Annotated in this window: 12 protein-coding genes and 2 tRNA genes; 11 read left to right on the top strand and 3 right to left on the bottom strand. The window is 47.4% G+C overall.

The window, feature by feature from the left end:
• Positions 1 to 526 precede the first annotated feature (526 nt).
• The 7 genes from EHO60_RS14480 to EHO60_RS14510 all read left to right on the top strand — a co-directional run bounded on the left by EHO60_RS14480 (position 527) and on the right by EHO60_RS14510 (position 12,016).
• Positions 527 to 1,219 carry a hypothetical protein gene (locus EHO60_RS14480; RefSeq protein WP_135768934.1) on the top strand — a complete coding sequence of 231 codons (693 nt, stop codon included), beginning with the start codon at positions 527 to 529 and terminating at the stop codon, positions 1,217 to 1,219.
• A gap of 244 nt (positions 1,220 to 1,463) precedes the next feature.
• Entirely contained in the window at positions 1,464 to 3,743 is a 2,280-nt protein-coding gene (locus tag EHO60_RS14485) for a neutral/alkaline non-lysosomal ceramidase N-terminal domain-containing protein (protein ID WP_246028328.1), read from the top strand.
• Between the two features lie 51 nt (positions 3,744 to 3,794).
• Positions 3,795 to 4,895 (top strand): alpha/beta hydrolase family protein, encoded by a 1,101-nt coding sequence (locus tag EHO60_RS14490; protein ID WP_135768935.1) that lies wholly within the window; start codon positions 3,795 to 3,797, stop codon positions 4,893 to 4,895.
• A 121-nt stretch (positions 4,896 to 5,016) separates the two neighbouring features.
• Positions 5,017 to 5,874, top strand: a complete 858-nt coding sequence (locus EHO60_RS14495; protein ID WP_135768936.1) for a ChaN family lipoprotein — start codon at positions 5,017 to 5,019, stop codon at positions 5,872 to 5,874.
• A 57-nt stretch (positions 5,875 to 5,931) separates the two neighbouring features.
• Complete coding sequence (locus EHO60_RS14500) at positions 5,932 to 8,613, top strand: transglycosylase domain-containing protein (protein WP_135768937.1); 2,682 nt, start codon at positions 5,932 to 5,934, stop codon at positions 8,611 to 8,613.
• Positions 8,603 to 10,216 carry a hypothetical protein gene (locus EHO60_RS14505; protein ID WP_135768938.1) on the top strand — a complete coding sequence of 538 codons (1,614 nt, stop codon included), beginning with the start codon at positions 8,603 to 8,605 and terminating at the stop codon, positions 10,214 to 10,216. The genes EHO60_RS14500 and EHO60_RS14505 overlap by 11 nt, the downstream gene beginning before the upstream one ends.
• 33 nt (positions 10,217 to 10,249) lie before the next feature.
• A complete protein-coding gene (locus EHO60_RS14510; protein WP_135768939.1) occupies positions 10,250 to 12,016 on the top strand; it encodes an alkyl sulfatase dimerization domain-containing protein in 1,767 nt (588 codons plus the stop codon).
• A 186-nt stretch (positions 12,017 to 12,202) separates the two neighbouring features.
• Here the strand turns inward: EHO60_RS14510 and EHO60_RS14515 are convergent.
• Positions 12,203 to 12,284 (bottom strand) — tRNA-Tyr (locus tag EHO60_RS14515).
• Positions 12,285 to 12,316: 32 nt separating this feature from the next.
• Positions 12,317 to 12,389, bottom strand: a tRNA-Thr gene (locus EHO60_RS14520).
• Between the two features lie 94 nt (positions 12,390 to 12,483).
• Here EHO60_RS14520 and EHO60_RS14525 point away from each other — a divergent pair.
• The 4 genes from EHO60_RS14525 (at position 12,484) to EHO60_RS14540 (ending at position 15,959) form a co-directional block, all read left to right on the top strand.
• The gene (locus EHO60_RS14525; RefSeq protein WP_135768983.1) at positions 12,484 to 12,870 is read left to right on the top strand and encodes a hypothetical protein; all 387 of its coding nucleotides are present in this window, start codon (positions 12,484 to 12,486) and stop codon (positions 12,868 to 12,870) included.
• A gap of 25 nt (positions 12,871 to 12,895) precedes the next feature.
• On the top strand, positions 12,896 to 13,720 hold the full coding sequence (locus tag EHO60_RS14530; RefSeq protein ID WP_135768940.1) for a transketolase: 825 nt from the start codon (positions 12,896 to 12,898) through the stop codon (positions 13,718 to 13,720).
• 280 nt (positions 13,721 to 14,000) lie between these two features.
• Positions 14,001 to 14,900, top strand: coding sequence for a transglutaminase-like domain-containing protein (locus tag EHO60_RS14535; protein ID WP_135768941.1), 900 nt, complete (start codon positions 14,001 to 14,003; stop codon positions 14,898 to 14,900).
• A gap of 99 nt (positions 14,901 to 14,999) precedes the next feature.
• Positions 15,000 to 15,959, top strand: a complete 960-nt coding sequence (locus EHO60_RS14540; RefSeq protein ID WP_135768984.1) for a polyprenyl synthetase family protein — start codon at positions 15,000 to 15,002, stop codon at positions 15,957 to 15,959.
• Positions 15,960 to 16,045: 86 nt separating this feature from the next.
• Here the strand turns inward: EHO60_RS14540 and EHO60_RS14545 are convergent, their stop codons facing one another.
• Positions 16,046 to 16,393 carry a hypothetical protein gene (locus tag EHO60_RS14545; protein ID WP_135768942.1) on the bottom strand — a complete coding sequence of 116 codons (348 nt, stop codon included), beginning with the start codon at positions 16,391 to 16,393 and terminating at the stop codon, positions 16,046 to 16,048.
• Between the last annotated feature and the right edge of the window lie 155 nt (positions 16,394 to 16,548).

The following is a 16,548-nucleotide window of genomic DNA, read 5'->3' on the forward strand; positions in this document are numbered from 1 at the left end:
ATATTGGGAAATAAGTTTGTTGCATTCTCTCATCTTCGATGTTTTGAGAAGTGTGGAATTTGATCGATTTTTAGCAAATAATTCTCAAAATTTATTTAATATTAATTGAATAGCTGTATGCCCTAGTGATGGGGTTCAATCATGGTCAATTTTTATTTTAAGATCCTTTTGCAAGACCTGCTTTGTGTCGATGAAAATTTCCTAACCTTAGAGGTATTTCGGTTCATGAACATATATTTCGTTATGTACCAAGGTGACAAGGCATTCTGAAATTTGCTTTCAGTCAAAATTCGGCGACTATCGGGTTTTTTCTTAAGAAGTTTCAATGGAGAAAAGCATTGATTCATAAAATAAGCTTATGATCGATCGTCGAGTCCTAAGCAGCTGGCCGAATCCAAGGCAGGGCGCGCGAGAGATCCTGTTGCGGGCGAACCTTCGGGTTAGTCCCTATAAATTTTTCGAATTTGAATCATATTTAAAGGGCGGAATTTCACTTAGCCAGAAATCTTTCCAAATGCTCGGGAAAATGAGATTTTCGGTTTTCCTATCGGGCGTCTCCCTTTTGGTATTCGGATGTGTTTCAACAGGGGGGCCGCTTCCGAATACGCCGCTTTGTACGACTTCCTTGAATCGACCGAAAATCACGATCGAAATAGACCGGCTATCCCTGATAAAGACGATCCCGGAAGGCGCGGATCCCGTCGGTTCAGAGGCGCTAATTCGCTCCTCTCTTTACGAATACGAAAGTTACTTCGAGACTTCTTTTGTGGAACACGCAAAAAAGGAAGGAATCCTCTTCGGAGACGAATCTTCCGACTTAGTATTAACATTTCGTATTAAGGACTTTGGAAGAGTTCGCCCTTCGTCTTTGTACGCGGGCATAGGAGGGAGCGTTCTACTTGGGTTAGGCGTAGCAGGTATTTTTTCCAATCCTGCCCTGGGCGCGGAGGTTTTGGTCGTAAGAGTTCTTCGTTTCTTGACTGCGCCATATGTATATGCGAAATACGTTTCGACCGTAACTGTTGAGCTCAGAGTGGACGCGATTCACGGTGCTAAAAACGTTTATAAAACTTCGGAGAACGTAATCCGGTGGCAGAAAAAATCGAGAGAAGAAAGTCTCAGAAAGGATTTGGAAGATCTCTCCATAGAGTTGGCGAAGACTCTGAGAAAAAATTGGAACAAAGTATGCGATAAAAGGATGCCGGTAGTTTCTTCATGAGAAGAGGGTCCACACAGTTCCCTTATTTTGCACATTTTCTTCTTACATTCTAATTATATTATCTATCGTAAAACGGTTTGGAATCAAAGGAAATCCGGAAACCGAAATGTCGTACGCGGATCATTCTATGCAAAATCGCTTTTACGGACTTTTTTCGAAAAACAATTGACTCGGAGTCGAAAATCGAATAAGCCCGGTTCCGTTTCCGAGGGATGTCATGAGAAAAAATAAATTTGAACGAATAATGATGCTTCTTTCCGCTCTCGCTCTTTTGGCGGGGTGTAATGATAGGGGCAAAAGCGATCAGGCTTCCGTTCTTTCCGCCATCGGCGGCTCACCTAAGTTGGACTCTACATCGGTGCCTAACCAAAGAATGTCTTTAACTTCCGCTACGTATGCTCCGGATATTTTTCTAGTAGGAGCGGCAAAATCCGATATCACCGGACCTTTTGTCCAATCCAGTACGGGCTACAATAATCCCGGCTCGGAGATGCACGGTTTGGCGATGCGTCTCTATTCAAGGGCGTTCGTCATCGAAAAAGCAGGTGGGGGCAGAGTGGCGATCGTAACGGCGGATATGCTCCATATGTACCAGAGCGTGAAAATAGGAGTGATTAAAAAGCTGCAGGCGGACGGATACGGATCCTTGTTTCAGACGGAGAACGTTTTGATTTCCGCCACTCACGACCATTCCGCTCCCTCGAATATTTCCTGGTATACATTATTCAATGCGTTTAACGGGGTGATGGGTTTTGATAAGGTGCATTACGCGATTGTAGTGAATGGAATTACGGAATCGATTAAGAATGCGTACAATAACGAGAAGCCCGCAAGGATCAGGGTTTCGTCCGGAACTCTGGCCAATACGATCACGAATCGTTCCTCGGGAGCATACGATTGGAACTTCGACAAAGCTAAATTCTCCAAAAACGTGGATGATACCATGACCTTACTCCGATTCGACGGCATAGACGGTTCCGAAATCGGATTATTGAACTGGTTCGGCGTCCACGGAACTTCTCTCGGTATCACGAATTCCAGAGTTCATGGCGACAATAAAGGTTTTGCGGCATACGAAATAGAGCGTCTGAAAGGGGGAAATTTCGTCGCAGCATTCGCACAAGGAACCGTAGGCGACATTAGTCCGAATACTCCGGATCCTAGTGATATAACGAAGCCGTTTCTTCGTCCTAACGATCTGGATCCTACTCTCGACGCGATGGAAAATCCGATCGTTCACGGTCGCTTGCAGGCGGATAAGGCGTTGGAATTGTACGGAACGGGAGGCTCAACGATTTCCGGAAATATAATATATAGGCATTCCCATGTTTTATGGAATGATAAAATACCTGTGAATGCCTCCTATATCGGCCAATATTCCATGCCTTGGGATCAAGCCGCGAGCGCGACGACTTGCGTTGCGACTGTCGGCGGGGGATTTTTGGCAGGAGATGTGGAAGGGGCTCCCGTGGCTTTTGCAAAACAGGGAGATATACGTAACAATTACGTTTTTCAGAACGGGCAATGGGTTCGACAAAATTATAACTTAACGAATCTCAGCGGAACTGCGTCATTTTTAGGAGTTCTTTGGCCTTTGGCACAGACAGTACTCGGATCGAATCAATACCAGGATTGCGATCAGGAGAAATTCACTCTTCTCCCGGTCGGAGAGGTGGACCGGTTTTGGTTCCCGAACCCCCAAGTTCCTTTTGTTCCTGTAGTGTTACCTTTGCAGGTAGTCACCGTAGGAGGAGTGGGAATCTTGGCCGCCCCCTTCGAATTGAGTACTATGGTGGGAAGAAGATTGCGGGATCGAGTGAGCGCGACTCTGGCTTCCGTCGGCGTTTCCACGATTCTGGTCGCCAGTATGGCCAATACATATGCGCAATATCTCGTTACTCGTGAGGAGTATTCCGCTCAGCATTTCGAGGGAGGGTTTACCGTCTACGGACCTTGGGCCTCCGCGGCTTTACAGCAGGAGTTCGATCGGATCACTAAAAATCTGGTTTCGGGTACGGTAGGAGATCCTGGACCCAACCCGCCCGATCTTTCCAACCAACAGTTTATCCAAACCTGGTTGTCTCAGAACGGAGTCGTGAATGACGGAGGCAATTTCGGGTCCGTACTCACGGATGCTTTAGCGAATTATAATAGAGCTAAGGATAAGGTTTCCGTCCGTTTTCAGGGCGCTCACCCGCGTGTGGTGCAGGATAAGAAATTGGACGGGACCCTCGGCTCCTATTACGATCCGGATAAATACACGTATTTGGAAGTCCAGCAAAAGGATCCTTCGGGCCGATGGACCAGAGTCGCGGACGACGGAGACCCCTACACTTCTTTGGATTGGCTCAGAACGGGAGGTGATTTGTCCCCCACTTCGGAAGTTACGATTACATGGTTGATTCGAAACGCCGCATCGGGCACATACAGAATCGTTTATAACGGGCTCGCAAAGCAATTTTGGGGAATATTTTGGACGTACCAGAAATTCACTGGAACTTCCCGGGAATTCCAAGTGCAATGATCCGGGAAAATTTAGGATAGATTTTGCGTTAACGCCGCGAAAGGTGAGCATATGGCCCTTAGGTTTTTATGCTCCCTTTTTGTGGGAGTTTTCTTTTTACATTGTGTTAAAAAGGACGATAAGCTGAGTAATACGGAATTGTTACAGGACGTTCTTTTGGTCCTTTCTTATCCGTATCTGATCAATAACTGCGCGATTACCGGAATCAATCCTCAAGGCCCTGTCCCCGCCATTTCCGCAGGATACGGAGCTAGAGGAACTCACCAAGTTTCGGTAAACGCATTGCAGAACCCGATTGCGGATCGAAGGGTCTGTGTTTACTATCCTTCCGATCAGACCAATCCCGCTCCCGTCTTGTTTCTATTTCACGGATTCAGCTCCCCTTCCGCGGAGCCGTACTACCCTTTGATCGACTTTTACGTTTCCAAAGGATATGTCGTAGTATTCCCCATTTATTTTTCCGACACTAGACCGCCTCAGCAGAATTACGATATCATGTGGGCAGGGCTGAAATACGCGGTGGACACATACCCGAACCGGATCGATACGAGAAAAGTAGGATTCATGGGGCATTCGTACGGGGGAGGAGCCACTCCTTATATGGCCCATAAGGGGCTTTTCGAACAATCTTGGGGTAGTTCCGGGTCTTTCATGTATCTCGCGGCTCCTTGGTATTCGTTTAACACCACGAATTCGAATCTCACGGATTTTACCACTGCGACCAAATTGATCGTCCAGGTCCATCAGGAAGACGACACTAACGATCATCGTATGGCGATCGATATTTTTAATAACGTTACTTCCATTCCTTCGACGGAACGGTCCTACCAGATCATCTATACAGATTCGTTCGGAGGATACACTTTAAAGGCGGACCATTACGTTCCGATCAAAGACACCATCATCGGAATCGGAGCGTTGAACGGTTTGGATTTTTACGGGGTATGGAGGCAATTGGACGCGCTCACGGATTATGCATTTAACGGAGCAGGTTCTGCGACTGCATTAGGAACCGGCAACGGGAGTTTCTCCATGGGGAATTATCCGGACGGGTCCCAGGTGAAAAAAATGGATTTTACCCGCGCACCTAGTCCCCTTCAAGCGGAGAGCTATTATTCCCAGCAATGGAGCAACCCTTTAAATCCGAGATAGATCCCTTTTGCAATCCGAATGATTCCGTCTAGGGGATTTTTTCCGATTCGGAATCGGAGATTTCATTGCAAAAACCCGTAAAGAGGGGAGATCCTTTCGGAATCAGATTTTCGGTTACGGTATGTCATTTCGCAAAGCCTTGATTCTTTTTTTCTTTCCGCTCGCTCTAGGCGCTCAAACAAACGAAACTTCTCAGGTTCGGATCTTCGACTCGGTTTTGAAAAAGGAGATTTCTCAGGAAATCTTGGAGTCCAAGGTACGCGATGCGGATGCGGTATTGATCGGCGAAGAGCATGATGATACGGCCGGTCATGTTTGGCAATTGGAGACCTTAAAGAAGTTATCGGAAAAATTTTCTTTCGCGCTTTCTCTCGAAATGTTGGAACGGGACCAGCAGAGAATATTGAACGAATTTCTAAAAGGGGACCTGACGGAAAAAGGTTATCTGAACGGAACGGTATTTTGGCCGAATTATCTGTCGGATTACCACCCTTTAGTGGAATATGCGAAGAGCAGGAAATTGCCGGTGATCGCGTCGAATGTGCCTAGGAGATACGCGAATCTGGTTTCGCAGAAAGGGCTTTCTTCTTTGTTTCGATTGCACAGTCCTTTTTTGCCTCCTAAATATCTGATCGGACTCCATCGACAGGAACAGTACGAGTCCAAATTGAAAGCCGCCTTGGGGCATCACGGTTCTACCGCGAATCTCGGCAACTTTATGGATGCCCAATATCTATGGGATGCAAGTATGGCGGACGCGATCGCGGAAGCCTTTTATGCTATGGGAAGAAAAATATTTCATATCAACGGCAGGTTTCACAGCGATCAAGGGATGGGCGTTCCGTTTCGGCTCAGGCAGATGGGTTTGAAGGTATTGGTAATCAGCGTTTTTCCCGTAAACCAAAGCGTTGGACCGGGAGAGGAGGACTTTCTACAGGCCGAGGTCCTGGTATTGACTCCGCGAAAGGTTGCTCCCTAATCCCAACCATGAATTTCGTGCTTGTAGGCGGACGCATTTTCTCCGAAAGTACTACTGATGCTGGAGACAGGAATTCGTACTCTTTTCGAATCTAAATTCGAGTGCCCCGCTTGCGGTACGTTATCCCGTCTACCGGAGAGCGTTCCGACCGAGATGGTTTTTCGGCTGACCTGTTATCGCTGCGGGCACAAGTCCCTCGTTCGCTTAGCTCACAGGCCGGTCTCCGAAGGTCAGGTGGCAAGACACCAATCCGAATTTTCTCCCGAGCACAAACCCTCCGTTCGTGAACCCGATCCGGAACCTTTTGTCGTAAAGAAGACGTCGACCGATGCGGCTCCGATGATAGAGAAGGAACCGTTTTCCTTTGCGGATAGATTCCGTAAGAAAATCGATTCCTGGAAATCTCCGAAGACCGATTTGCCGGAAGATCGACCTTGGTTCCAAAAAATCAGAATGCGGGAAGGGGAAGCGTCCCGGAGCGGACATCCTGTTCGAACTTTGGCGGAAAGACTTTTGGATCGAGGAAGAAAATTCCGACTTCCCCGTTTTCGCGCGAATTTCTGGCTTTTAGTCTTTCCGATTCCGGTATTTCTTGCTTTTCTAATATTCTTTTGGATAGGGGTCGTCCAGAGGGAATCGGAAGTCGAAGAACTTTTGAGCGTATTTTACATCCACCAGCCGACGGTGATTTACGACAGGGACGGAAAGAAAGTATCCGAAATTTTCGGCAAGAAGACCAGCAATCTGGAATGGGATGCGTATCCGGAAAACCTGAAGCGGATGGTGCTGCTTGTGGAGGATCGCAATTTTTATTCTCACGGCGGAATCCATTACTCCTCGGTTCTTCGAGCCTTTTTTGTGAACGTAACAAGTCTCAGATTCAAGCAGGGTGCGTCCACCATTACTCAACAGCTCTCGCGGATCTTATTGAACGATCGCGAAAAGAGCTTGGGAAGAAAATTAAAGGAAGCGCAGCTCGCGTACGCTCTCGAATCGCAGTTGGACAAACAGAGAATCCTTTTGCATTATATGAACAACGTGTATCTGGGACACGGGGCCTTCGGTTTTGATAGCGCTTCCCAATTTTACTTCGGAAAAAAACCGAAGGATTTGAATCTCTCCGAGATGATCATTCTCGCTTCTTTGGCCTCCGCACCGAACCGGTATTCTCCTTTGAAAAATCCGGATCTGTCTTTAGGTAGAGTGGAAGCGATTTTGAAATCCTTGGAAAACGACGGCGCTTTGAGAGAGGACCTTCGTCCGATCATGCGGGATCTATATGTTTCCTTTCACACTCGTTCTCCCGGAGAAACGGTTTACGGAAATCGAAAGGACGATTCTCCCTATGTCACTGAGCATGTACGTAAATTTCTGCAAGGCTTGTACCCGGACGCGAATATCTATGAGACGGGCGGTTTTTCCGTTCACACGACCATCTCCCAGCCGGTGCAAACCGAATTACAGAGAATCGTAAAATCTCATGTGGATTCCCTTGTCCGGTCCGGCGCTGTGAGAAAGCAAAGGCTGACCGGACAAGGAAAAGATAGCGAAGCCGTTCCGTTCCGAAATCTCGCGGCGGATCTTTCTCCCGCTCTCGAATTGTTTCTGGACACGGATCGATTCCGTGCCGGAGGAGATAGCGGATTGCAAGCCGCCGTCGTTGCGGTAGATCCGCAAACAGGGGACGTACTTCTGTTGCACGGAGGAACGGAGTTCAAGTCGGACAACCAGTTTCCGAGAGCGACAGGTATGTTCCGTCAGACAGGTTCAACGATAAAACCGATATTGTACGCCGAAGCGATCGACAAAGGATTCGTGACACCAGCTACCCATATTTTGGATGCGCCTCTGATCTATCGGAATGCTACATCCAATTGGATGCCGGAGAATATCGGTAGCCAATACGACGGAGATATTTCCGTTCGCGTGGCCTTGGCGAAATCGAAAAATACCGCCGCCGTACAGATCGCCGAAAAATTGGGTCTTTCCGAAATCTCGGAAACCTTCGGAAGATTCTTTTTTCCGGAAGAGAAGGTGTTGAAAAACCGGTTTAGAAGGGACTTATCGCTGGCTTTGGGTTCGCTCGAACTTTCTCCGCTGGAAATGGCCTCGGCGTATTCCTCCTTTGCGAACGACGGAAACATCGTCCGACCGCATCTAATAGAAAAAATCACCGACCGTTCCGGAAATGTCGTTTATCAAAGAAGAGAGCAGGACGAATTCAATTTGCGCTGGCCGAAAGAACGCAGGACGATTTCGCCTCCCGCCGCAGAGATCATGGTCGATCTGTTACACGGAAGCGCAAATCATGCCGGCGTTCGAAATACGGGATATAGGGGAGAAGTGGCCGGTAAAACCGGAACCACGAACGAATATCGCGATGCTTGGTTCGTCGGAGTACGTCCGGGACTTTCTATGGCCGTTTGGATCGGTTACGACTCTCCTAGTTACGGTATGGGCTCTTCCGCGTTAGGCGGAACGGTTGCCGCTCCTCTCTGGGGAACGATCGCGAAGGTATTCGACACTGCCGAGTCGGCGGACCGGGGCGAAAGAAGAAAATATTCTTTTTCCCAAAGAGCCGTTTCCTTGTCGATTTGTTCCGAGTCTGGAAAATTGCCCGGTCCCGATTGCCCTAAAAAAACGGGAGAATTGTTTCATCCTTCTCATGTACCCACGGAAATCTGCCCATTGATTCATAAGGCCGACGCGAAGAAGGAGATCCTGAAAAATGTATTTTAGGTTTTCCAAATGTACTATTTTTCCGGTATTCTTCTCCGTATTCATTCCAACTTTTCTCTCGGCGGTAAATTACGAGGATGCGTACTCTTTGGAGAAACAATCTCCCGTTTTCGCGATACCTTTGTACGAGGAAGTCTCCAGGACTGGGTCTAGTTCCGACGTGAGAAGGACTGCCTCCACGAGACTCTATTTTCTGTACGAGAAATTCAACAAATACGTTCCCGCCTTACAGTACCAGATCCGGGCGGGGACGACCAGGAACAAAAAAGGGGAATGGTCCTCTTTCGTAAAGAACCTCTCCCAGGGACTGGGAATCAGCCCATATTCTCTTATCGCGGTGACGCAGGCATGCTCCAAGAACACTTCGGCATTTTCCGTTCCGGAAACCAAGACGGAACCTAATGTTTCTTCGGAGGCGATTTCTCCCGAGATTTCCGAACCGTATCGTTCCTTATCTAAAAAGGAAAATCTGGCCTTAATCAGACTCTGTTATTCGGTAAAGATGAAAACGAAAGACTATGAAGGTTGGGACCATATCTTCGCTTATTTGACGGAAAAGGAACTTCTGTCCAAGGATATCGCTTTGCCTCTCTGGGTCGGGTCCTCTCTCCAATCAGGACGGGGAACTCCGTATCGTAGGATTTTTTTGGCGGGAAAGTCCAAATCTCTGAGCGCGGATTCCAAGTCGGATATCCTCTACTTATATGCGAAGTTTCTTCGAAATAGGGGCCGTTTCGAGGCTAGTGCGCGTTATTTTTTGATGAGTTCCACGTATTCCAATGCCAAGAGAGGGCGTTTCGAGGCCGCTAAGAATCTTTTGCTGATGGATAGAAGGAAAGAGGCCTGTTCTTTTCCTTCGGAAACATACAACGGAGACGAAGAAACGGAGGTTCTTTTCCGCAAAGTCTGCCAAACGAATGATTGGGACTGGGCAATGCCTTACCTTCCGGCTATCCGAATTCTGATGCGAGAAAATCCGGATCCGATTTTTTCCTTTGTAACTCAGGGCGGAGGAAGGGAAGCCGCGGAGAATTTTTTATCCCGATCGAGCGCGGGAAGTTCGGATAAAGACGACGACGTGGTCGAGGAGGAAACCGAATCCGCTGGGATCCTGGCAAAGCTTTTTCCTCCGGAGGATAAGACTCGATTCCCTTTTTGGGACGTACGCGATCGAGATGCGAATTTGGTCTTACCGGAAAAAACGAAATATATCTGTAAAGTGATTCGAAGACCTTTTTTCGGTTCCCCCAATATCCAACCTCAGTTTTGCAAGGAGACACTTCCCGGTACTTTGGAACAGATCCTTTCCGCAGTGAACGAGGAGGAAGACGATGCCAGTTATGCTTTTGCGGATTCGGCTTATCTGCCCGTGAACGCAAAATGGATGTGGAAGGAAATTCCGCCGCCCCAAGGAATCGATCCGTCCGTGACTGTGACCGATTCCCAGCCTATATTCGGACCGGTCGGCATTTTAGGACCTTGGAATCTTGATTTCGTGGTTTTCAGAAAAGTCTTGAATCGGACTTACATCGAAATCAGAAAAGGAAAAGAATATTATAATGTTTCCATAAAGCCTTCGAACGTCCTCTGGGAAAAGGGATAGATTTTTCGTAAAAAGAAGACCGCCATCGCGGATATGCGAAAAACAAAGGAGGCGTTCGTGCTCAAATACAGATTTCTCGCTTTCTGCTTTTTATTTTTCCAGACGGGTTCCTTTTTCACATGCCGTACTTCGGAGGAATCGAAGAAAGAAACGGTCGGTGGCTTGAAGGAATTCGATCGGGAGTTTGAAAAGAGAATTTATCAGATCTCACCCGGCATCTATTCCGCTGTAGGATACGGAATCGCAAATTCGATATTCATAACTGGAAAGGACGGTGTCATCGTAGTGGATACGATGGACGACCTCAAATCCGCGGAGCAGGTTTTTACTGAATTCCGTAAGATCTCCGACTTGCCCGTAAAAGCGATCATCTATACTCATAGTCATCCGGATCATATTTTCGGCGGTCCTGTTTTTGCGAGAGGATCCTCACCTATAATATACGCACATAAAGATCTAAAAGCGAATGTGGAAAGACTCGCGAGCGAAACCGCGATAGCAGTGGGAAGTAGAAGCGCCCGTATGTTCGGAAATTATTTGCGTAAAGAGGAAGTGGAAAACGTAGGGATCGGTCCTTACCAAGGGTATACGGCTTCCACGAAAATAGATTTCCTTCCGCCTACGAAAACGTTCGAGGATAGACTTTCCGTAAAGGCGGCCGGAATCGAAATGGAATTGATTCACGCTCCCGGAGAAACGGACGACCAAATCTACGTATGGCTTCCGGAGCAAAAGACGCTTTTGATGGGAGATAATTTTTATAAGTCCTTTCCGAATCTTTATACGATCCGCGGGACCTGGTTTAGGAGTTTAAAAAACTGGTATCGGTCCATCGACCTAGCGAGATCTCTGAAACCCGAGTTCGTGGTCCCGAGCCACGGTAGACCCTTAAGCGGAGCCAAGGAGATTTATGGAATTCTAACGGACTATCGGGATGCGATCCAATACGTTCATGACCAATCTTTGCGCGGGATCAACTTAGGTCTGCATCCCGACGATCTTGTGGAATTCGTAAAGTTGCCGAAACACCTGGCCTCTTCCCCTTATCTGCAGGAGGTATACGGAAAAGTATCCTGGTCGGTGAGATCCATGTTCGCGGGAAATCTAGGTTGGTTTTCCGGCGATTCTTCGGAACTGGAACCGCTGACAAGAAAGGAGCAAGCGGCGCTTTTTTCGGAACTCGCCGGGGGAAAGGATATCTTGGTCACGATCGCTAGGAGAAAATTGGAAAAAGGCGAGTATCAAGCGGCACTTCAATTAAGCGGATATATTCTGCGAATCGATCCGGAAAATCGAGACGGGAAAGAGATTCGGATTCGATCCTTACGATCCTTGGGAGAAGGAAACGAAAATGCGAACGCGCGTCATTATTACTTAACGGAAGCGCTCGAAATCCGTGACGATTTCGTGGCGAAGCTACAGGTAAAACCCAGTCCGGAATTGTTGAAACGTTATCCTCTTTCCGTGTTCTTTTCGAATCTTTCCGCACGTTTAGATCCGGTTAAAAGCGCCGATCTACAAGGAAAAGTCTCGATCAAATTTACGGACACCGGCGAGGAGTTTACGGTCCACTTGCGGAGAGGCGTGGCCGAAATAGAAGAGCGTATTTCCGAAAATCCGAATATACTCGTATATGCGAATTCCCAGGTTTGGAAAGAGATGTTGGTTCGTCTCACGAATCCGGCTACCGCGTTGCGAAGTTTCGAATACAGAAAAGGAAGTCTTTTAGAGTTCGTTAAATTTCTCGGAAATTTCTCCCTGCAACAAGAGCCCAAGCTTCCGTATTCGGTTGGGAAATAAATTCGGTAAGGGGAAGATGATTGAAGCAGGGAAGGATTCGCCTCCCCGTCGCTCGGCATTCCTGCCTCGCTCGCGTAGGCTCCCCGTCGTACTTGCTCGACATCGTGTCTCGCACCGCTCTCTATGGATCGCGGACGGTTGACTCCATTCGAATCCTTCGCTTTGTCGTATTAGGGGGAAGATTATTGGGCAGGGAAGGATTCGAACCTTCGAAGGCTTGGCCAGCAGATTTACAGTCTGCCCTCGTTGACCGCTTGAGTACCTACCCGAGATTTTTGGAAAGGGTGAATCCGCCCGATCAGCTGCCTAGAGGAATCGAACCCCCAACCTGCTGATTACAAGTCAGCTGCTCTACCAATTGAGCTAAGGCAGCGTTTGGACTCGTAACCAGTATTTCGAGCGGATTTCCGGGGTCAACCGATTAAAAAGGATTTTCTCCTGGCGCTAGAATGGGGGATTTGTATTGCATGCCTCTTTTCCTCGTAAATCTAGGGATGACGATTTCCATTCTCGCGTTCTATGTCGGATTTTGGTTCCGCTTTCGGAACAATCGTCTTCACAGAATTTTTAATACGATCGGTATCCTCTTTAATCTTTGCGCTGCGATCTATCTTCTGTCCTTAAAATATTTGTTCGGGGGCTTGGACTCCGCTGGCTTCGTGCCGGTCTTCGACAGAACGATCATCGACACACACCGCGCTTTTGCCGCTCTGGCTTTGGTCTTGATGCTCCTGACTGGCTGGTCCGGCTTTGCGGGAAAAAAAGGATTCCATCGAAAACTCAACTTTGTTTTTCTACCATTATATACCCTCGTATATCTCTCCGGATTATTTCTATTCCGTTCCGGGAATTAAGTCGGGGCAATTTTAGAAGGTCGAAATGAGCGAGATTAAGGAACTCAAAGAATTCGCGAATAACATTCGTAAAAACGTGATCAAAATGGTGACCGCGGCAAAATCGGGCCACCCGGGCGGTCCCTTAGGACTCGCAGACATTTACGCCGTTCTTTATAAAAAAATTCTAAATCATAAACCTACGGATCCGGATTGGGAAGATAGGGATCGTCTGATCCTTTCCAACGGACATGTTTGCGCCGTCCGCTATGCCGCGATGGCGCAGTCGGGTTTTTTTCCCGAGTCGGAACTTCTTACCTTTCGAAACATCAATTCCAAATTACAGGGACATCCTTCCACCAGATACCTAAAGGGAGTGGAAAGCTCTTCCGGTTCACTCGGGCAAGGCTTGTCGGTTTCCGTCGGAATCGCTCTTGGGGCGCGTTTGGCAAAAAAAGATTATAAGGTTTATGTTTGCATTTCGGACGGAGAATGCGGCGAAGGAATGACTTGGGAAGCGGCGCAATCCGCGGCTCACTATAAAACGGATAACCTAATCGCGTTTATGGATAAAAACGGAATCCAGATCGACGGCTTCACAAAGGACGTGATGAACCTGGAGCCCCTGGATAAAAAATTCGCCTCCTTCGGTTGGAACGTTTTACAAGCGGACGGTCATGATATTTCTGCGATCCTATCCGCTTTCGAGCGAGCTAAGGCTCATAAAGGATCCCCGACGATCATCCTGTTCGATACGGTTTTGGGAAAAGGCGTTTCTTTTATGGAGAACAATCCCGGTTGGCACGGAACTCCGCCGAACGCGGAACAGGAAAAGAAAGCTCTGGAGGAATTGGAAGCTCTCGAAGTATAAGAGTTTCCTTCTGCGTATTTCCGAAGTTCGAAAAAAAGAAGAACATTTCATCGATTCGGAGTTTTCTATCTTTGTTCGGAAATACGCCTCGAATCCCGAAAAAAACGTTTCAATTTCGTTTTTTATCTTTGCGGGCACTTGACTTCGTTTCGGCCTACTCCTTCGTCGGAAAGAGAACATAAACGAACGACATAGTTAATTTATGAATCACATCCTTTTTTAACTGTTCGAAAAACTTCCGAATTGACTAAGCTCTTCCCGGTATCACGTTATTGTACTTATGCAATCCTCCGACTTCCCTTTCGGAACAGTTCCCTTCCCACCCGATAAGATAGAGGATAAATTTTACCAATTGGAATTTTCCTCCAGCGAGGATAAATCCGGGATCATTGCGGAGATCGCCGGTATGATTCCTTGGCAGGTTCGCGTCCGGGAAGTGGCGGACGAATTGAAGGATCCTACTCTTCGCGTTTTTGCGAGAGGAGTCGCACCCATCATTCATTCGGAGCGGATCAGTGTGCGTTATGCGGCATTGGCTGAAAAAGGGAACTCGAATCATTACGAGGATTTGGAGGAAGGTGCGTTTCTGCTTTCCTCTGTCACGGAACCGGAACTTTCTTATCCTGAATTCCGGACCTATCTGGATCGGATCGCTTTGCGAGTGGAGGAACTCGTGGATCTAAACGAAGATCTGGCTTCGGACGACGTGAAGGTTCATTTTTTAACCCGTGTGCTTTCCCAGGAAGAAGGTTTTTCCGGCAATCATGAGGAGTACGAGGATCCGGATAATTCCTATTTGCATCGGGTATTCGTCACAAAACGGGGCATTCCCATCTCTTTGTCGGTGATCTACCTTTTAGTCGCGCATCGATTGAACCTTCCGCTTTACGGCGTCAATATGCCTCTGCACTTTCTACTTCATTTCGAATCCAACGACTATGAAACCTATATCGATCCTTACCACGGCGGAGTGATGCTGGATCGTTCCACTTGCATCCGTTTTTTAAAGGCAAACGGATTCCAGGCTCACGACCGTTACTTTACCCACGCCAGTAGTATGACGATCCTGAAAAGGATGTTTCGTAACTTGATCCATATCTATCGGAAAAAGGAAAATCGTGAAATGGAAAAAGTACTGTCTAAACACCTGCTCGCCCTGGACAGCAAGTGGAAATCCTGATTTTTTCACCCCCTTTCTTTTCGTTCCGCTCGTATTTCCTACCCTTTCCTGCTTGAGCGATAAATTCCTTCGGAAATAGTGTCGAAACAAGGAAACTCCGTGAAAGCCAAGGGATTGAAGGACCTCCTCGTCCGAAAGTTCGACAAAAAACTGTACGAGATCATAGACGAGGATCTTCGTCTACTCGCCGAGATTAAGGATTATACCATCCGCTCCGGAGGAAAAAGAATCCGTCCGATCCTGCATTATTGCATGTGTCGTATCCTCGGATACAAGGGGGAAAAATACGCGGATGTAGGGGCCATCGCAGAATTGATTCATGCCGCGAGTCTTTTGCACGATGACGTCGTGGACGAAGCTCAGACCAGAAGAGGGGTGCCCAGCGTAGGTTCCCGTTTCGGAAATAAAACCGCGATTCTCGCCGGAGATTACCTTCTTGCCTGCGGGATCTATCATCTTAACCGATTGAATTCTCCCGAATTAATGGATATTTTCACACAAGTGATCAAGGATCTTTCGGTAAGCGAACTCGTTCAGATGGAATGGGAAAGAAATCCCAAGATTGATTTGGACGTGTACGATCGAGTAGTCTACGGTAAGACCGCATCTTTGTTCGGAGCAGTCTGTCAGGCCGCCGGAATTCTAGCGGGGGCTCCCAAAAAGAATCTAAAAAAATTGCACGAGTTCGGAGTCCGATTAGGATCCTTGTTCCAAAAACAGGACGACGCCATCGATTATTTCCAAGCCGGGGACCGGACGGGCAAGGTTCCTCTCAAGGATTTTAAAAACGGATTATATACGTACCCGGTTCTCCGACTTTTGGAAAAGGCGGATAAGAACGATAAAAAACTGACCCATTCCCTTTTTGCTAAGGAAGAAAGGACCGAGCACGACGAAGTCGTAATTCTTTCCCTGCTCAATCGGTACAATATTCGAAAAATGTTGAGTGAAGAGTTTCGGTCGGATGTGGAAGAACTTTTGCGATTTTTAAAAGGTTTTCCGGAAACCGAGGAAGGAGCACTTGTCCGGGATCAATTCAGAAAATTGACCGAAGTGTAAAGATCCTCTTTCCGAAGGACGGAACCTTCGGCGAGTGTCATTCGCCTCTTCTCCGTTCATCGCGGAGATTTCGATCTAGTCCGGAATCAATGAACCGCGTTTTTCAAAAGGTGGAAAACGGATCCGGAATGTTGTCGAAGATAGAAAAAATAAGCGTTTGCCGCAAGGCTGATCACCAAAGGCAAAAACTTAAAGAATCGAGTCTTCGCGAAAGAGAATACGATGAAAGCCAAGAGAACCCCGATGACCGGCAATAAGGATCCGATTGTCATCAGAGTATAGAAGATCCAGAAATTGGGAATCTGGTCCTCCGTTTGCACTTTTCTATGCGAAACCGGTCTTGGGTGGCTTTGCAAAGGCATGTGTCTGGGCTCGACTCGTACTACTTTCGCTTTTTCCCTAAACTTCTGGTCGTTGTTCAGCGCTTTTTCCATACCTTTAGTTTAAGATTTTTCGGGGGAGTTGCAAGTCCCATCCGAAAATTCGGGGATTTTGCACGATGGAATTAGTCGAAATGGCGGGGTTAAATAAAAAGTAATTTTATCCGATTTAGGGAGAAAAAGAGTCTAATATAAACAAAATCGCGGAT

The sequence above is a fragment of the Leptospira fletcheri genome (assembly GCF_004769195.1).
In the GTDB taxonomy this organism is placed as follows: domain Bacteria; phylum Spirochaetota; class Leptospiria; order Leptospirales; family Leptospiraceae; genus Leptospira_B; species Leptospira_B fletcheri.

Coding starts and splice junctions, on each gene's coding strand:
- EHO60_RS14480 (WP_135768934.1), top strand. CDS start 527: ATGAGATTTTCGGTTTTCCTATCGGGCGTCTCCCTTTTGGTATTCGGA.
- EHO60_RS14485 (WP_246028328.1), top strand. CDS start 1,464: ATGATGCTTCTTTCCGCTCTCGCTCTTTTGGCGGGGTGTAATGATAGG.
- EHO60_RS14490 (WP_135768935.1), top strand. CDS start 3,795: ATGGCCCTTAGGTTTTTATGCTCCCTTTTTGTGGGAGTTTTCTTTTTA.
- EHO60_RS14495 (WP_135768936.1), top strand. CDS start 5,017: ATGTCATTTCGCAAAGCCTTGATTCTTTTTTTCTTTCCGCTCGCTCTA.
- EHO60_RS14500 (WP_135768937.1), top strand. CDS start 5,932: ATGCTGGAGACAGGAATTCGTACTCTTTTCGAATCTAAATTCGAGTGC.
- EHO60_RS14505 (WP_135768938.1), top strand. CDS start 8,603: ATGTATTTTAGGTTTTCCAAATGTACTATTTTTCCGGTATTCTTCTCC.
- EHO60_RS14510 (WP_135768939.1), top strand. CDS start 10,250: ATGCGAAAAACAAAGGAGGCGTTCGTGCTCAAATACAGATTTCTCGCT.
- EHO60_RS14525 (WP_135768983.1), top strand. CDS start 12,484: ATGCCTCTTTTCCTCGTAAATCTAGGGATGACGATTTCCATTCTCGCG.
- EHO60_RS14530 (WP_135768940.1), top strand. CDS start 12,896: ATGAGCGAGATTAAGGAACTCAAAGAATTCGCGAATAACATTCGTAAA.
- EHO60_RS14535 (WP_135768941.1), top strand. CDS start 14,001: ATGCAATCCTCCGACTTCCCTTTCGGAACAGTTCCCTTCCCACCCGAT.
- EHO60_RS14545 (WP_135768942.1), bottom strand. CDS start 16,393: ATGGAAAAAGCGCTGAACAACGACCAGAAGTTTAGGGAAAAAGCGAAA.